Source organism: Streptomyces sp. NPDC050504 (genome assembly GCF_044458065.1).
In the GTDB taxonomy this organism is placed as follows: Bacteria; Actinomycetota; Actinomycetes; order Streptomycetales; family Streptomycetaceae; genus Streptomyces.
The window spans coordinates 337,245-355,877 of sequence record NZ_JBITHO010000003.1 but is presented as its reverse complement, the minus strand read 5'-3'; the positions used below and the strand labels follow the sequence as shown (position 1 = coordinate 355,877).

The 18,633-nt window shown below is 75.0% G+C and carries 2 protein-coding genes; both read left to right on the top strand.

Annotated features, from left to right (window positions below; translation table 11 throughout):
- The first annotated feature begins 61 nt into the window (after nt 1-61).
- Nucleotides 62-13,408 (top strand): type I polyketide synthase, encoded by a 13,347-nt coding sequence (locus tag ACIBNE_RS12745; protein ID WP_399271534.1) that lies wholly within the window; start codon nt 62-64, stop codon nt 13,406-13,408.
- Nucleotides 13,405-18,600: a type I polyketide synthase gene (locus ACIBNE_RS12740; protein WP_399271663.1), complete on the top strand. Its 5,196-nt coding sequence runs from the start codon at nt 13,405-13,407 to the stop codon at nt 18,598-18,600. The genes ACIBNE_RS12745 and ACIBNE_RS12740 overlap by 4 nt, the downstream gene beginning before the upstream one ends.
- The last annotated feature ends 33 nt before the right edge of the window (nt 18,601-18,633 follow it).

Here is an 18,633-nt window from a genome sequence, read left to right as displayed (position 1 = left end):
CTTCCGCATTTAATTTTGCTGTGGAGAGGCGATCCGCATCGCTATGTCTGGGAACACCGAGATGAACAACGATCCGATCGCCGTCGTCGGACTGGCCTGCCGTCTTCCACAAGCAACCGACCCGGCCGCATTCTGGGCCCTGTTGAGGAACGGCGTCGACGCCGTCACCGAAATTCCGGACGACCGTTCCGCAGCCGTGGGACCGGGTCCGGAAAACCGCCGGGGCGGATTCATCGGGCGCGTCGACGGATTCGACCCGGCTTTCTTCGGCATATCGCCCAGGGAAGCCGCCGCCATGGACCCGCAGCAGCGCCTCGCGCTCGAACTCGGCTGGGAGGTCCTGGAGGACGTCGGCGCCGTCCCGGCCGCCCTCGCGGGCAGCCGCACCGGCGTGTTCGTCGGTGCCATCGCCGACGACTACGCGGCCCTCCAGCACCAGCGCGGCCCCTCGGCCCTCACCCAGCACTCCCTCACCGGACTCCAGCGCGGCATCATCGCCAACCGCGTCTCCTACGCGCTCGGGCTGCGCGGCCCCAGCGTGGTCGTGGACACCGGCCAGTCCTCTTCGCTGGTCGCCGTCCACCTGGCCTGCGACAGCCTGCGGCGCGGCGAGTCGCACCTCGCGCTGGCCGGCGGCGTCAACCTCAACCTCGCCCCCGAAGGCTTCGCGGGCGTCTCGAAGTTCGGCGCGCTCTCGCCCGACGGCCGGTGCTACACCTTCGACGCGCGGGCCAACGGATACGTGCGGGGCGAGGGCGGCGCCCTCGTGGCCCTGAAGACCCTTTCCCGGGCCGTCGCCGACGGCGACAGGATCTACTGCCTGGTCAACGGCTCGGCGACGAACAACGACGGCGGCGGCCTCAGCCTGACCACGCCCGACAGGGCCGGACAGGAGGAGGTGCTGCGCGAGGCGTACCGGCTCTCCGGGATCGCCCCGTCCGACGTGCGGTACGTGGAGCTGCACGGCACCGGCACCAAGGTCGGCGACCCGGTCGAGGCGGCGGCGCTCGGCGCGGTCCTCGGCGCGGCCAGGCCCGCCGACGCCCCGCTGCGGGTCGGCTCCGCCAAGACCAACGTGGGCCACCTGGAAGGCGCGGCGGGCGTCACCGGCCTGCTGAAGGCCGTCCTCTCCCTGCACCACGGAGAACTCCCGCCCAGCCTCAACCACGAGACGCCCAACCCGGCCATCGCGCTCGACGCGCTGAACCTCCGCGTCCAGACCGAACTGGAGCCCTGGGCGCCCGCCGGGGACGAGCCGCTGATCGCGGGCGTCAGCTCGTTCGGCATGGGCGGCTCCAACTGCCACGTGGTGCTGTCGAGTTGGCCGGGCGCCGCACAGCCCCCGGCTTCCACGACGACTCCGACGACGTCCGTGGTGCCGTGGGTGCTGTCGGGGAAGACCCCGGCGGCACTGCGGGCACAGGCGGAACAGCTGGCCGAGTACGTGGTTGCCGCACCGGAGTTGTCCCCGGCGGACGTGGGTTTCTCGCTCGCGACGAGCCGTACGGCCTTCGAGTACAGGGCGGCGGTGACCGGACAGGACCGCGAGGAGCTTCTGAGCGGGCTGCGGGCGCTGACCGAGGAGGACGGGGCGAGGGCCTTGTCCGGCCGGACGGCGTTCCTGTTCACCGGGCAGGGCGCACAACGGGCCGGAATGGGGCGCGAGTTGTACGCCGCCTTCCCGGTGTTCGCGTCCGCCTTCGACGAGGTGTGCGCGGTCCTGGACGGGCATCTCGACCGTCCGCTGCGTGAACTGGTCTTCGCCGAGGACTCCGGCGAGGTGCTGCAAGGCACCGGGTACGCACAGGTGGCCCTGTTCGCGATCGAGGTCGCGCTGCACAGGCTGGTCGAGTCCTGGGGCGTACGGGCGGACTACCTGGCCGGACACTCGGTGGGCGAACTCACCGCCGCGTACATCGCCGGCCTCTGGTCCCTGGAAGACGCCTGCACCCTCGTCGCGGCCCGAGGCCGCCTGATGCAGGCCCTGCCCACCGGCGGAGCCATGATCTCCGTGGTCGCTTCGGAGGACGACGTACGGCCCTTCCTGAACGAGAAGGTCTCGATCGCGGCCCTCAACGGACCCACCGCCACCGTCCTGTCCGGAGACGAAGACGCCGTACTGGAAGCCGTGACCGCAGGCGGCTGGAAGACCTCGCGCCTCCGCGTGAGCCATGCCTTCCACTCTCCGCTCATGGACCCCATGCTCGAAGAGTTCCGACAAGTCGCCCAGGGGCTGGAGTTCCACGAGCCCCGCACGGCACTGATCTCCAACGTCACTGGTGAGATCGCCCCGCCCGAGCTGGTCCGCACCCCCGACTACTGGGTCCGCCACGTCCGCGAAGCCGTCCGCTTCCACCACGGCCTCACCACCCTAGAAGCGAACGGCGTCACCCGCTTCATCGAACTCGGCCCCGCCGGAGTCCTCACCGCACTCGGCCAAACCACCCTCCACGACGCCGAGTTCATCCCCGTACTCCGCAAGAACAAGCCCGCCGAAGAAGCAGCCGTCGCCGCCATCGCCCACATCCACACCACCGGCCTGGACATCGACTGGAACACCTTCTTCGCGGGCCACCACGCCCACCGCGTCGACCTCCCCACCTACCCCTTCCAGCGCGACCGCTACTGGCTCGACACCCCGGTCCCCGAGCTCGACGCCGTCGGTGCCGACGAGCCCGTCACCTGGCTCGACCGGCTGGCCGCCGTCTCCGACGCTGCCGAGCGGGAGCAGGTCGCCGCCGACCTCGTCCGCAGGCACGCGGCGACCGTGCTCGGCCACACCGCGCCCGGGGCGGTCGACATGGACGCGGCCTTCAAGGACCTGGGCTTCGACTCGCTCACCGCGGTCGAGCTGCGCAACCGGCTGAACGCCGCCACCGGACTGCGGCTGCCCGGCTCGGTCCTCTTCGACTGCCCCACGCCCGCCGCCCTGGCCCACCGCATCGGCTCGTCCGTCGCGGACCCCGGCGCGCGGGTCCGTACCCCCGTCCGGGACGAGGCCCCGGCCGGGGGCGACGACGAGCCGATCGCCATCGTCGCGATGAGCTGCCGCCTCCCCGGCGGCGTGCGGACCCCCGAAGAGCTGTGGGACGTGGTCGCGGACGGCCGGGACGTCGTCTCGGAGTTCCCCACCGAGCGCGGCTGGGACCTGGCCGACCTGTACGACCCCGACCCGTCGAAGCAGGGCAAGAGCTACGTGCGGGAAGGCGGGTTCCTGCACGACGCGGGCCGCTTCGACCCCGCGTTCTTCGGCATCAGCCCGCGCGAGGCGCAGGCCATGGACCCCCAGCAGCGGCTGCTCCTGGAGACGTCCTGGGAGGCCCTGGAGCGCGCGGGCATCAGGCCCGCCTCGCTGAAGGGCAGCCGCTGCGGCGTGTTCGTCGGCGCCATGCCCCAGGACTACGGGCCGCGCATGGAGGAGCCTTCGGAGGGGTACGAGGGCTATCTGCTGACCGGCAGCACCACCAGCGTCATCTCCGGCCGCATCTCCTACACCCTGGGCCTCGAAGGCCCCGCCGTCACCGTGGACACCGCGTGCTCGGCGTCCCTGACGGCCATCCACCTGGCCGTGCAGTCGCTGCGCCGCGGCGAGTGCTCGACGGCACTGGCCGGCGGCGCCACCGTGATGTCGAGCCCCGGCATCTTCGTCGAACTCAGCAGGCAGAAGGCACTCTCCGTGGACGGCCGCTGCAAGGCGTTCTCCGCGCGGGCCGACGGCACCGGCTGGGGCGAGGGCGTCGGCATGATCCTGCTGGAGCGGCTGTCCGACGCCCGGCGCGACGGCCACCAGGTGCTGGCCGTCATCCGCGGCTCGGCCGTCAACCAGGACGGCGCCAGCAACGGCCTGACCGCCCCGCACGGCCCCTCGCAGCAGCGGGTCATCCGGGCGGCGCTCGCGGACGCGGGCCTGTCCTTCGGCGACGTGGACGCCGTCGAGGCGCACGGCACCGGCACCTCGCTCGGCGACCCGATCGAGGCGGGCGCGCTGCTCGCCACGTACGGCCGGGAGCGGGCGGACGGGCGGCCCCTGTGGCTCGGCTCGCTGAAGTCCAACTTCGCGCACCCGCAGGCGGCGGCCGGGGTGGCCGGGGTCATCAAGATGGTGATGGCCATCCGCAACGGCGTGCTGCCGCGGACGCTGCACGTCGACGAGCCGTCCCCGCACGTGGACTGGGAGTCGGGCGACGTGCGGCTGCTCACGGACGCCGTGCCGTGGCCGTCGACCGGGCGGCCCAGGCGCGCGGGCGTGTCCTCCTTCGGCATCAGCGGCACCAACGCCCACGCGATCATCGAGCAGGCCCCGGCAGAGGAGGCGCCGACCGAGGAGGCGCCGACCGAGCAAGCCCCGGCCGAGCAAGCCCCGGCCGAAGAGGCCCCGTCCGAGCAAGCCCCGGCCGAGCAAGCCCCGGCCGAAGAGGCCCCGGCCGACGGGCAGGCCCCCGGCGCGGCCCAGGACGACGGGCAGGGGCAGGCCGACGAGCGAGCCCCCGGGGCGGGCCGGGGCGCGGCCCCGCGCGGACCCCTCGTGTGGCCGGTCTCCGGCCGGACCGAGGAGGCCCTGCGGGCCCAGGCCGGGCGGCTGCGGGAGCACCTCGCGGCCCGTCCCGACGCCGGTCTCGCCGACATCGGCCACTCCCTCGCCGTCACGCGCACCGCGTTCGGGCAGCGCGCCGCGGTCGTCGCCGACGACCGCGAGGGCTTCCTCCAGGGGCTCGGCGCGCTCGCGGACGGCACGGCGGGGCCCGAGGTGCTGCGGGGCACCGGCGGCGACCGGCGCAAGGTCGCGTTCGTCTTCCCCGGGCAGGGCTCGCAGTGGCTCGACATGGCGCGCGGGCTGTGGGACGAGTCGCCGGTCTTCGCCGAGCAACTGCGCGCCTGCGCGGCCGCGTTGGAGCCGTACGTCGACTGGTCGCCGCTGGACGTGCTGCTCGGCGCGCCGAACGCGCCCTCGCTCGACCGCATCGACGTGATCCAGCCGACGCTGTTCGCGGTGATGGTCTCGCTGGCGGAGCTGTGGCGGTCGTACGGGATCGAACCGTCGGCCGTGGTCGGGCACTCCCAGGGCGAGATCGCCGCCGCGTACGTCGCGGGCGGCCTGACGCTGGACGACGCGGCCCGCATCGTGGCGCTGCGCAGCCTGCTGTGGCTGGAACTCAGCGGGAAGGGCGCCATGCTGGCCGTACCGCTGCCCGCCGACCAGGCCCGCGAGCGCCTCGGCCGCTGGTCCGACCGGCTGTCGATCGCCGCGGTCAACGGCCCGAGGTTCGCGACGGTCTCAGGCGACCCCGCCGCGCTCGACGAGCTGCTGGCCGAGCTGGCGGCCGAGGGGGTCCAGGCGCGCCGGGTGCGCGGCGTCGACACCGCGGGGCACTCCCCCCAGGTGGAGATGCTCCGCGAGCGCATGCTGGATGGGCTGCGGCCGGTGCGGCCGCTGGCCTCCCGCGTGCCGTTCTACTCCACCGTGACCGGCGAGCGCCTGGACACCCGCGAACTGGACACGGACTACTGGTACCGCAACATCCGCGACACGGTCGAGTTCGAGCGGGCCTCGCGGACGCTGCTGGCCGCGGGCTGCACCGGGTTCGTCGAGTGCAGCCCCCACCCGGTGCTGCTGGCCGCGGTCCAGGAGACCGCCGAGGACGCCGGGGCCGCCGACGTCGCCGCCGTGGGCACGCTGCGCCGCGACGAGGGCGGCATGCGGCGCTTCCTCACCTCCCTCGCGCACGCCCAGGTCCAGGGCGTCGAGCCCGACTGGGACGCGGTCTTCGCCGGGCACGGCGCGCGGCGGGTGGAGCTGCCGACCTACGCCTTCCAGCGCGAGCTGTACTGGCTCTCCCGCCCCGCCCCGACCGGTGACGTGTCGACGGCCGGCCTGGAACCCGCCGGTCATCCGCTGCTCGGCGCCGCGGTCGCCCTGGCCGGGACCGAAGGCCACCTGTTCACCGGCCGCCTGTCCGTGCGGAGCCACCCCTGGCTCGCCCACCACACGGCGCTGGGCACCCCGGTCCTGCCGGGCGGCGCGTTCGTCGAACTCGCCGTGCGCGCCGGGGACCACGTCGGGTGCGGGCGGATCGGGGAACTGACCGTCGAGGCACCGCTGTCCCTGCCCGCGGAGGGCGCGGCCGTCGTCCAGGTCCGCCTGGGCGCGGCCGAGGACGGGCGCCGGGCGTTCGAGGTGTACGCCCGGCCCGAGCGACGGCCGGAGCACCAGCCGGACGGGGCCGGGGACGAGAACCCCTGGCAGCGGCACGCCACGGGCGTCCTGACGCCCGACGCGGCGGACGGTACGGCGGTCGACGCGGCGGGCGGTACGGCGGGCGGCGCGGCGGGCGGTACGGGTGCGGCCCGGACGTTCGACGCCTCGGTCTGGCCCCCGGCCGGTGCGGTCGCGGTGGAGGGCGCCCCAGCGGACGGGATCACCGCCCTGTGGCGGCTCGACGACGAGGTGTACGCGGAGGTCGCCCTCACCGAGGACACCGCCGACGAGGCCGCCCTGTTCGGCCTCCACCCGGCGCTGCTCGAAGCCGCCGTGCGCGCGGCGGACCCGACCGGCGGGGACCCCGATGCCCGCCTGGCGTTCTCCTGGAAGGACGTCACGCTCCACGCGACCGGCGCATCCGCGCTGCGCGTACGGCTGACGCCCACCGGGCCCGACGCGGTGTCCGTCGCGCTCGCCGACCCGGCAGGCGGGCCCGTGGCGACCGTCGGCGAGGTGGCGCTGCGCGAGACGCGCCCCGAGGAGGTCAGGGGCGGACGCCCCGCGTTCCACCCGTCGCTGTTGCGCGTGGTGTGGAACCCCGTGCCCGGCGGCGGATCGCCCGGCACCCGAGGGTGGGCGGTCGCCGGGGACGACGGCCTCGCCCTGCGCACGGGCCTCGCCCTGCCCGCGTACGACCTGCCCGCGTACGACCCGGACACGGACGCCCCGGACGCGGACGCCCCGGACCGCCCGGACGCGGACGCCGCTGCCGTACCGGACGTGGTGCTGGTGTCCTGCGCCCCGCCGCACGGCACCAGCACCGGAGTGGGCGCGGACGCGGCTGCCGTACGGGACGTCACGCACCGGGCCCTGGAGCTCGTCCAGCGCTGGCTGGCCGACGAGCGGTTCGCTGCCTCCCGCCTGGTGTTCGTGACCCGGGGCGCGGTGGCCGCCGCCCCCGACGAGGACGTGCCCGACCTGGCGCACGCCGCGCTGTGGGGCCTGGTCAGGTCCGCGCAGTCCGAGGAGCCCGACAGGTTCGTGCTCGTCGACGTCGACGCGGATCCCGGGTCGCTGCGCGCGCTCCCGGCCGCGCTGGCCTCCGGCGAGCCGCAGAGCGCCGTACGCGCCGGTGCGGTGCTCGCCCCCCGGCTCACCCGCGTGCCGACCGAAGCCCCGGCCGAGCCCCTGTCCGAAATCCCGGCCGGATCGACGCCGTTCGCCCCCGAAGGCACCGTCCTGATCACCGGCGGAACGGGCACGCTGGGCGCCCTTGCGGCCCGCCACGCCGTGGCCGAGTACGGCGTGCGCCACCTGCTGCTGGTCGGGCGCCGCGGCCTCGCCGCCGACGGCGCGGCCGAGCTGCGCGACGAACTGGCCGCGTCCGGTGCCTCGGTGACGGTCGCGGCCTGCGACGTCGCGGACCGCGCGGCGCTCGCCGACCTGCTGGCCGCCGTGCCCGCCGCGCACCCGCTGACGGCGGTGATCCACACGGCGGGCGTACTCGACGACGGTGTCGTCGCGGCCCTGACCCCCGAGCGGATCGACGCGGTCCTGCGGCCCAAGGTCGACGCGGCGCTCAACCTGCACGAGCTGACGGCCGGCCTCGGCCTGACCGCCTTCGTGCTGTACTCCTCCGTCGTCGCCACCATCGGCGGCGCCGGACAGGCCAACTACGCGGCGGCCAACGCGTTCCTCGACGCCCTGGCCGGCCGACGCAGGGCCGCGGGACTCGCGGGCCAGTCGCTGGCCTGGGGCCTGTGGGCCGAGCGCAGCACCATGAGCGGCCACCTGGACGACACCGACGTTCAGCGGATGGCCCGCTCGGGCATCGCCGCCATGCCGTCCGCCGAGGGCATGGCCCTGTTCGACACCGCCATCGCGCTGGGCGACGCCGCGCTCGTACCGGCGCGCACGGACCTGGCCGCGCTGCGCGCCCAGTCCGAGACCCGGCCCGTGCCGCACCTCTTCCGGGGCCTGGTGCGGACGCCGAACCGGCGTGCGGCGCAGGGTGCCGCCGACTCCGGCGCCTCCTCGCTCGCCCAGCGGCTGACGGGCCTGCCCGACGCGGAGCGCGACCGGTTCCTGCTGGACCTGGTGCGCACCCACGCCGCCGCCGTGCTCGGCCACGGCTCCCCGGACGCGGTCGCGGCGAACCGGGCGTTCCGCGAGGTCGGCTTCGACTCGCTGACCGCGGTGGAACTCCGCAACCGGCTGAACGGCGCCACCGGGCTGCGCCTGCCGACCAGCCTGCTCTTCGACTATCCGACCCCCGAGACGCTCGCCGCGCACATCCGTACGGCCGTGCTCGGCGAGGCGGACACCGCCGCGCCCGTACCGACGGCCGCGGTCGCGGTCGCGGCGCGGGACGACGAACCGATCGCCATCGTCGCGATGAGCTGCCGCCTCCCCGGCGGCGTACGGACCCCCGAAGACCTGTGGCGCCTGGTGGCCGACGGCGGCGACGTGATCGCGCCCTTCCCCACCGACCGCAACTGGAACGTCGAGGAGCTCTACGATCCCAACCCCGACCAGCGCGGCAAGACCTACGCCAAGGAAGGCGGATTCCTCTACGACGCCTACGACTTCGACCCGGAGTTCTTCGGGATCTCGCCGCGCGAGGCGCTGGCGATGGACCCCCAGCAGCGGCTGCTGCTGGAGACGTCGTGGGAGGTCGTGGAGCGCGCGGGCATCGACCCGGCGGGCCGCCGCGGCACGCAAACGGGCGTGTTCATCGGCACCAACGGCCAGGACTACGCCGCGCACCTGCGGCAGCTGCCCGAAGACCTGGAGGGCTACCTGCTGACCGGCAAGGCCGCCAGCGTGGTCTCGGGCCGCATCGCGTACGCCATGGGCCTGGAGGGTCCGGCGGTGACGGTCGACACGGCGTGCTCGTCGTCGCTGGTCGCCCTGCACCTGGCCGCGCAGTCGCTGCGGCGCGGCGAATGCGCGATGGCCCTCGCGGGCGGCGTCACCGTCATGTCGACGCCCAGCCTCTTCATCGAGTTCAGCCGCCAGCGCGGGCTGGCCCGCGACAGCCGGTCAAAGGCGTTCTCCGCGGCCGCCGACGGAACGAGCTGGGCGGAGGGCGCGGGCATGTTGCTCCTGGAGCGCCTGTCGGACGCGCGGCGCAACGGCCACCAGGTGCTCGCGGTACTGCGCGGCTCGGCCATCAACCAGGACGGCGCCAGCAACGGCCTCAGCGCCCCCAACGGCCCCTCACAACAACGCGTGATCCGAGCAGCACTGGCCGACGCACGACTGACCGCCGCAGACGTGGACGCAGTCGAAGCACACGGCACCGGAACCTCCCTCGGCGACCCGATCGAAGCAGGCGCGCTACTGGCCACGTACGGCCAAGAACGTTCCGGCGAACGGCCGTTGTGGCTGGGCGCACTCAAGTCCAACATCGGCCACACCCAGGCCGCATCCGGCGTGGCTGGTGTGATCAAAATGGTCATGGCGATACGCGAAGGCGTACTGCCCCGAACCCTTCACGCCGACGAACCCTCCGAAAAGATCGACTGGACGGCAGGATCGGTCGAACTCCTCACCGAGGCCCGCCCCTGGCCCGAAACCGGCGCCCCGCGCCGAGCGGGCATCTCCGCCTTCGGCATCAGCGGCACGAACGCACACGCCATCGTGGAAGAGGCGCCGATCTCCGTGGAGGAGCCCGCCTCCGAGACGGAGAGCCCGGCATCGGTGGTGCCGTGGGTGCTGTCGGGCAAGACCCCGGCGGCACTGCGGGCACAGGCGGAACAGCTGGCCGAGTACGTCGCGGCGGCACCGGAGCTGCCCCCGGCGGACGTGGGTTTCTCGCTCGCAACGAGCCGTACGGCCTTCGAGTACAGGGCGGCGGTGACCGGCCGGGACCGCGAGGAGCTTCTGAGCGGCCTGCGGGCACTGGCCGACGACGACGGTGTACGGGCAACGCCCGGCCGGACGGCGTTCCTGTTCACCGGACAGGGCGCACAACGTGCCGGAATGGGCCGCGAGTTGTACGAAGCCTTCCCGGTGTTCGCGTCCGCCTTCGACGAGGTGTGCGCGGTCCTGGACGGGTACGTGGAGCGTCCGCTGCGCGAGGTCGTCTTCGCCGAGGACTCTGCCGACGTATTGCAGGAGACCGGCTACGCACAGGTGGCCCTGTTCGCGATCGAGGTCGCGCTGCACAGGCTGGTCGAGTCCTGGGGCATACGGGCGGACTACCTGGCCGGACACTCGGTGGGCGAACTCACCGCCGCGTACATCGCCGGCCTCTGGTCCCTCGAAGACGCCTGCACCCTCGTCGCCGCACGCGGCCGCCTGATGCAGGCCCTGCCCACCGGCGGAGCCATGATCTCCGTGATCGCTTCGGAGGACGACGTACGACCCTTCCTCACCGAACGAGTCTCGATCGCGGCCCTCAACGGACCCACCGCCACCGTCCTCTCAGGCGACGAAGACGCCGTACTGGAAGCCGTGACCGCAGGCGGTTGGAAGTCGACACGGCTGAAGGTCAGCCACGCCTTCCACTCTCCGCTCATGGACCCCATGCTCGAAGAGTTCCGACAAGTTGCCCAGGAACTCACCTTCAATGAGCCCCACACGGCACTGATCTCCAACGTCACCGGTGACATCGCCCCGCCAGAGCTGATCAGCACCCCCGACTACTGGGTCCGCCACGTCCGCGAAGCCGTCCGCTTCCACCACGGCCTCACCACCCTCGAAGCAAACAGCGTCACCCGCTTCATCGAACTCGGCCCCGCCGGAGTCCTCACCGCCCTCGGCCAAACCACCCTCCACAACGCAGAGTTCATCCCCGTACTCCGCAAGAACAAGCCCGACGAGCAAGCAGCCGTCGATGCCCTGGCCCGGATGCACAGCATCGGCTTCGCCATCGACTGGACCGCCTTCTTCGCGGGCCGCCACGCCCACCGGGTCGACCTCCCCACCTACCCCTTCCAGCGCGACCGCTACTGGTTCGCGACGCCCGCCGTACCCGGTGCTCCGGCCGCTTCCTCCTCCGCTTCCGTGGACACGCGGTTCTGGGAGGCGGTCGACAGCCAGGACCTGGACGCGCTGGCCACGATGCTCGAAGTCGAGCCCACCACCCCGCTGAGCGGCATGGTGCCGCTGCTGTCCTCCTGGCGCCGCAGCCAGAGCGACCACGCCACCACGGAGGCGTGGCGGTACCGGATCGCCTGGCACCCCGTGGCCACCGAGCCGCACGGAGCGCTGTCCGGCACCTGGCTGGTGGCCGTTCCGCCGGTCCGGCAGCGGGGTCCGGGCGGCGACGCGCACACCGCCGTACTGCACGCCCTGCGGGAGCGCGGGGCGACCGTGGTCGTCGTACAGCCGACGGACGATTCCCGCGACGCGCTCGCCGCGCGGCTCCGGGAGGCCGCGGCCGACGGGGCCCCGGCGGGCGTGCTGTCCCTGCTCGCGTCCGCCGACGGGCCGCACCCGGCGCACCCGGCCCTGCCGCACGGCCTGGCGCTGAACCTGGCGCTCGTCCAGGCGCTCGGGGACGCGGAGGTCCACTGCCCGCTGTGGCTGGCGACCCGCGCCGCCGTCTCGGTGAGCCCGACGGACCCCGTCGACCGCCCCGAGCAGGCGACCGTGTGGGGCCTGGGCCGCGTGGTCGGCCTGGAGCACCCCGAGCGCTGGGGCGGCCTGGTCGACCTGCCTGCGGTCGTGGACGAGCGCGCCGCCGCCCGGCTGGCCGGGGTCCTCGCGGCGGCGGGCGACGAGGACCAACTGGCGGTGCGCGCCGCCGGGGTGTTCGTACGGCGGCTGGTGCACGCGCCGCAGGGCGCGCCGACCGACGCCGACAAGTGGCGGCTGGGCGGCACGGCCCTCGTCACCGGCGGTACCGGCGGGCTGGGCGCGCAGGTGGCCCGCTGGCTGGCCAGGACCGGGGCCGAGCACCTGGTGCTCACCAGTCGGCGCGGTCCCGCGGCGCCCGGGGCGGACGACCTCGCGGCCGAACTGCGCGGCCTGGGCGCGCGGGTGACGGTCGCCGCGTGCGACGTCGCGGACCGGGCGGCGCTGGCCGGGCTGCTGGACGGCCTGGAGGCCGAGGGGTCGCCGGTGCGGGCGGTGTTCCACGCGGCGGGGACCGTCCACTTCAAGGACGTCGCCGACAGCACGCCTGCCGACTTCGCCGCCATGGCCGAGGGCAAGGTCTCGGGGGCCGTCCACCTGGACGAGCTGCTGGACGGCCCCCGCGTCGAGGCGTTCGTGCTCTTCTCGTCCATCGCGGCCTCCTGGGGCAGCGGCGGTCAGGGCGCCTACGCGGCGGCCAACTCCTTCCTGGACGCGCTCGCCGAGAAGCGCCGGAGCCGCGGTCTGGCCGCCACGTCGGTGGCCTGGGGGCCGTGGGCGGACAAGGGCATGATCGAGGGCGAGGGCGTGGCGGAGCACCTGAGCCGCAGGGGCCTGCTGCCGATGGCGCCCGAGCTCGCGGTGGCGGCCCTGCACGGGGCGCTGGCCCGCCAGGAGACGACGCTGGTCCTCGCGGACGTGCGGTGGGACCGGTTCGTGCCGGGCTTCACCGCGGCCCGCCGCCGCCCGCTCATCGACGAACTGCCCGAGGTCGGGCGGGTGCGGGAGGCCGAGGCCGCCGGGGCCGCCGCCGTGCGGGAGGGCGCGGGCGGCGTGCTGGACGGCCTGGCCGCCCTGCCGGACGCGGAGCGGGAGCGGGTGCTCATCGACCTGGTGCGCACGCACACCGCGGCCGTGCTCGGCCACTCCGCCCCCGGGGCGATCGCCGACGACCGGGCCTTCAAGGAACTGGGCTTCGACTCGCTCACGGCCGTCGAGCTGCGCAACAGGCTGAACGCCGCCACCGGCCTCTCGCTGCCCGCCACGCTGGTCTTCGACTGCCCCGCGCCCGCCCCGCTCGCCCGGTTCCTGCGGGCCGAGCTGTTCCCGCCGCGGCCGCTGACGGCCGACTCGATGTTCGAGGAGCTGGACCGGTGGGAGCGGGAGCTGACGGAGGTCGGCGCGGACGGCGGCGTACGGGAACGGCTCACCGCCCGCCTGCGGAGCCTGGCGGCGCGGCTCGGGGGCGCCGACGGTGCCGCGGGTGCCGTCGGTACCGACGGGGCTGACGGGGCCGACGGGGCCGGAAGCGGCCCGCTGGGCGCCGGATCGGTCGAGGAGCGGCTGCTGGCCGCTTCCGCCGAGGACATCTTCAACATGATCGACAACGACTTCGGGGCGTCCTGATGGCCAACGGGCAAGAAGAGAAGCTTCTCGGCTACCTCAAGCGGGTCACCGCCGATCTGCACGGGGCCCGTCAGCGCCTCCAGGAGGTGCGGGACAAGGAGCGGGAGCCGATCGCCGTCGTGGGCATGGGCTGCCGCTTCCCCGGCGGGGTGCGTTCGCCCGAAGACCTGTGGGAGCTGCTCGACGAGGGCAGGGACGCGGTCTCCGCGTTCCCCACCGACCGGGGCTGGGACCTGGAGGGCCTCTACGACCCGGATCCCGCCGCGTCCGGCACCTGCTACACCCGGCAGGGCGGGTTCCTCTACGACGCGGGCCGCTTCGACCCCGCGTTCTTCGGGATCTCGCCGCGCGAGGCGCTGGCCATGGACCCCCAGCAGCGGCTGCTGCTCGAAGTGTCCTGGGAGGCGATCGAGCGCGCCGGGATCGACCCGCTGTCGCTGAAGGGGGAGAAGGCCGGGGTGTTCGTCGGCGCGACCTCCTTCCAGTACGGGGGAGACCCGGCGGCGGCCGACCCGGGCGTCGAGGGCCACCTGCTGATCGGCAACGTCACCAGCGTGGCCTCGGGGCGCGTCTCCTACGCCCTCGGGCTCGAAGGACCCGCCGTCACCTTGGACACCGCGTGCTCGTCGTCGCTGGTCACGCTGCACCTGGCCGCGCAGTCGCTGCGCCGGGGCGAGTGCTCGCTGGCCCTGGCGGGCGGCGCCGCGATCATGGCGAACCCGGGGGTGCTCGTCGAGTTCAGCCGACAGCGCGGGCTGGCCCCCGACGGCCGTTGCAAGGCCTTCGCGGCCGCCGCCGACGGCACCGGCTGGGGCGAGGGCGTGGGCATGGTGCTCCTGGAGCGGCTGTCGGACGCGCGGCGCAACGGGCATCCGGTGCTCGCGGTCGTACGGGGCAGCGCGATCAACCAGGACGGCGCGAGCAACGGGCTCAGCGCGCCGAACGGCCCCGCGCAGCAGCGGGTCGTCCAGGAGGCGCTGGCCGCCGCCGAACTGACCACGGCCGACGTCGACATGGTGGAGGCGCACGGCACCGGCACCCGGCTCGGCGACCCCATCGAGGCCCAGGCGCTGCTGGCCACCTACGGCCGGGGGCGGCCCGCCGACCAGCCGCTGTGGCTCGGTTCGCTGAAGTCCAACATCGGCCACACGCAGGCGGCCGCCGGGGTCGGCGGGATCATCAAGACCGTACTGGCGATCCGCAACGGAGTGCTGCCGCGGACCCTGCACGTCGACGAGCCGTCGCACGACGTGAACTGGTCGGCCGGCGCGGTCTCGCTGCTGCGCGAGCGGATGCCGTGGCCGGACCGGGGGCGGCCCCGCAGGGGCGCGGTGTCGGCGTTCGGGGTCAGCGGCACCAACGCCCACGTCATCCTTGAGGAAGCACCGGAGGAGACCCCGGCAGAGGCCCCGGCGGAGGCCCCGGCGGAGGCCCCGGTGGAGGCCCCGACGGCGGGAGCCCTGGCGGCGGAAGCCCCTGCGGAGGGAGCCCCGGCGACGGAAGCCCCTGCAGAGGGAGCCCCTGCGGAGGGAGCCCCTGCGGCGAAGACCCCTGCGGCGGAAGCCCCTTCGGGTCCGGAGGCCGCCGCTTCCCGACCGGAGACCGCCGCCGCTCCCCTGCCGTGGGTCCTGTCCGGCCGTACCGAAGCCGCGCTGCGCGCACGGGCCGTACAGCTGCGGCAGCACCTGGACCGCAATCCGCAGGACGGCCCGGCCGCCGTAGCGGCGGCGCTCGCCCGCACCCGGTCCGCGTTCGAGAACCGCGCGGTCGTCGTCGGCCGCACCCGCGGGGAACTCCTCGCGGGCCTGGACGCGCTCGCCGCCGGCACCGCCGCCCCCGGTCTCGCGGAGGGCGTCGCGGTGAACAGCACCCGGCCCGTCTTCCTCTTCCCCGGCCAGGGCTCGCAGTGGGCGGGCATGGCCGTCGAACTCCTCGACTCCTCACCGGTGTTCGCCCAGCGCATCGCCGAGTGCGAGCGGGCCCTGGCCCCGTTCACGGACTGGTCGCTGACGGACGTGCTGCGCGAGGCGGAGGGCGCGCCGTCGTCGGAGCGGGTCGACGTGGTCCAGCCGCTGCTGTTCGCGGTGATGGTGTCCCTGGCCGCCGTGTGGCGCTCCTACGGCGTGGAGCCCGCCGCCGTGCTGGGCCACTCGCAGGGCGAGATCGCCGCCGCGTGCGTCGCCGGAGCACTCTCCCTGGAGGACGCGGCGCGGGTCGTCGCCCTGCGCAGCCAGGCCATACGCGCCCTGTCCGGCGACGGCGGCATGATGTCCGTGTCCCTGCCCCAGGACCAGCTCACCGAACGCATGAAGCCCTGGGGCGAGCGCATCTCGCTCGCCGCCGTCAACGGCCCCGGCTCGATGGTGGTGTCCGGCGAGCCCGGAGCGCTGCGCGAGCTGCTGGCGGCCTGCGAGGCGGACGGCGTCCGCGCGAAGCTCATCCCCGTCGACTACGCCTCGCACTCCGTCCAGGTCGAGCGCATCCACGGGAAGCTGCTGGAGGTCCTGGCGCCCGTCGCCCCCCGCTCCTGCACGACGGTCTTCTACTCGACGGTCACCGGCGAGCCCGTCGACACCTCCGCCCTGGACGCGGAGTACTGGGCCGCGAACCTGCGGCGGACGGTCCAGCTGGAGCGGGCCACGCGGAAGGTGCTGGCCGACGGCCACCGCGTCGTCGTCGAGGTGAGCCCCCACCCGGTGCTGGCGTTCGCCGTCCAGGAGACCGTCGAGGCGCTCGGCGCCGAGGCGTCCGTGGTCGGCTCGCTGCGCCGCGGCGAGGGCGGCCCCGACCGGATGCTGCTGTCGCTGGCACAGGCGTACGTCAGGGGCGTCACGGTCGACTGGACGGCCGTCCACACCGGGCCGTACGCCCGCGTGGACCTGCCCACCTACCCCTTCCAGCGGCAGCACTACTGGCTGGAGGTGCCCGCCGCGACGGCCACGGCAGCCCAGGACCCGGCGGAAGCGGCCTTCTGGGCGGCCGTGGAGGACGAGGACGTCGAGGCGCTGACCGCCGCGCTGGACGCGGGCAGCGGCACGGCCCCGGCGGCCGGGCCCGAGGCCGCCGCCGCGCTGCGGACCGCGCTGCCCCTGCTGTCCTCGTGGCGCCGCGGGCGCACGGAGGGCGCGGCGCTGGACTCCTGGCGGTACCGCATCGGCTGGCGGCCGCTGCCCGAGCCGGACGCCGCGCCGCTCACGGGCACCTGGCTCGTCGCCGTACCGGCCGGGCACGCCGCTGACCGGCCGGTCGCGGCCCTGCTCACGGGCCTCGCGGGCCCCGGCACGGAGATCGTCCCCGTCGAGGTCGCCCCCGGCACGGACCGCGCCGCGCTCGCCGAACTGATCGGCGCCGCGCTCAAGGGCCCGGCACCCCAGGACACCGCCGCGCTCCCCACCGGGAGGACCGCCCCCGCCGGGAGGACCGCTCCCGCCGGGAGGACCGCTCCCGCCGGGGTGCTCTCGCTGCTCGCGCTCGACGAGGCGCCCCTGCCGGACGCGCCGTCGGTGCCCTCGGGGCTCGCCCTCACCGCCGCGCTGGTCCAGGCGCTGGGCGACACCGGGACCGACGCGCCGCTGTGGCTGGCGACCAGGGGAGCGGTGTCGACCGGCGCGTCCGACCGGCTCGACCGTCCCGTCCAGGCGGCCGTCTGGGGGCTCGGCGCCGCGGCCGCCCTGGAGTCCCCGCAGCGCTGGGGCGGACTGGTCGACCTGCCCGCCGACCTCGACGACCGGGCGCTGACCCGGCTGGCCGCCGTCCTGGCGGGCCGGGCCGGTGCGGGCGACGACGCGCCCGAGGACCAGCTCGCGGTACGCGGCCCCGGCGTGTTCGCCCGCCGCCTCCTGCGCTCCGGCGCACAGCCCGCCGCGGCCCACTGGCGGCCCTCGGGCACCGTCCTGATCACCGGCGGTACGGGCGGCGCGGGCGCCGCCGTCGCGCGCAGGCTCGCCGCCGAGGGCGCCGAACACCTGGTGCTGGTCGGCCGCCGGGGCCCCGAGGCGCCCGGCGCGCGGGAGCTGGAGGCCGAACTCACCGCGTCCGGCGCCCGCGTCACGGTCGCGGCCTGCGACGTCGCGGACCGCACCGCGCTCGCCGCACTGCTGGCCGCCCTGCCGCAGGACCCGCCGCTGACCGCCGTCGTGCACGCGGCGGGCGTACTCGACGACGGCGTCCTCGACTCCCTGACGGCCCGGGAGGCCGAGCGGACGCTCCGGCCGAAGACGACCGGGGCGCTGCACCTGCACGAACTCACCCAGGACCGGGACCTGTCCGCGTTCGTGCTCTTCTCCTCCATCGCCGGCACCGTCGGCGCCGCGGGACAGGCGAGCTACGCGGCGGCGAACGCCGTCCTGGACGCGCTCGCGCGGCAGCGGCACGCGGACGGGCTGGCCGCCACGTCGGTGGCCTGGAGCGCACTGGCCGACGGCGGAATGGTCGACGCGGCGGTGGCCGACCAGCTGCGCCGCAGGGGCGCCGCCCCCATGCCGGGCGACCGCGCCGGGGACGCGCTGCTGCGGGCGGTGGGCGGCGACGAGCCGTTCCAGGTGGTCGCCGACCTCGACTGGAAGCGGTTCGCCCCCGTACTCGCGTCGGGCCGGCCGCTGCCCCTGCTGCACGACCTCCCGGAGGCCGCCGAGGCACTCCAGGCCGGGTCGGGCCCCGAGGGCGGGGGCGGCGACGACTCCGAGGCCCTGCTGCGGCGCCTGGCGCCCCTGGGCGGCACGGACCGGCAGCGGGTACTCCTCGACCTGGTCAGGTCGCTGGCCGCCGTCGTGCTCGGCCACCCCAACTCCAGCGCCGTACAGGCCGACCGGGCCTTCAAGGAACTGGGCTTCGACTCGCTCACGGCCGTCGAGCTGCGCAACAGGCTGGGCGTGGCGACCGGCCTCAGGCTGCCGGTCACGCTGGTCTTCGACCATCCCAGCGCCGCCGCGCTCGCCGCCCACATCGGCGCCGAGCTGCTGCCCGACGGCGGTTCGTCCGCCGTGCTCGCCGAACTGGACCGGCTGGCGGCTTCGCTGGCCGCCGTGGACGCCGACGACGAGATGCGCGCCGCCGTGTCCGAACGCCTCCAGTCCCTGCTGCGCACCTGGTCGGGCACCGCCGGGCAGCGCGGCGCGGTGGACGACCTCCAAGCGGTCAGCGACGAGGAGATGTTCGACCTCCTCGACCAGGAACTCGACGACATCGCATGAACCACCGCACACCCACCCACGGCCTCCCGTCCC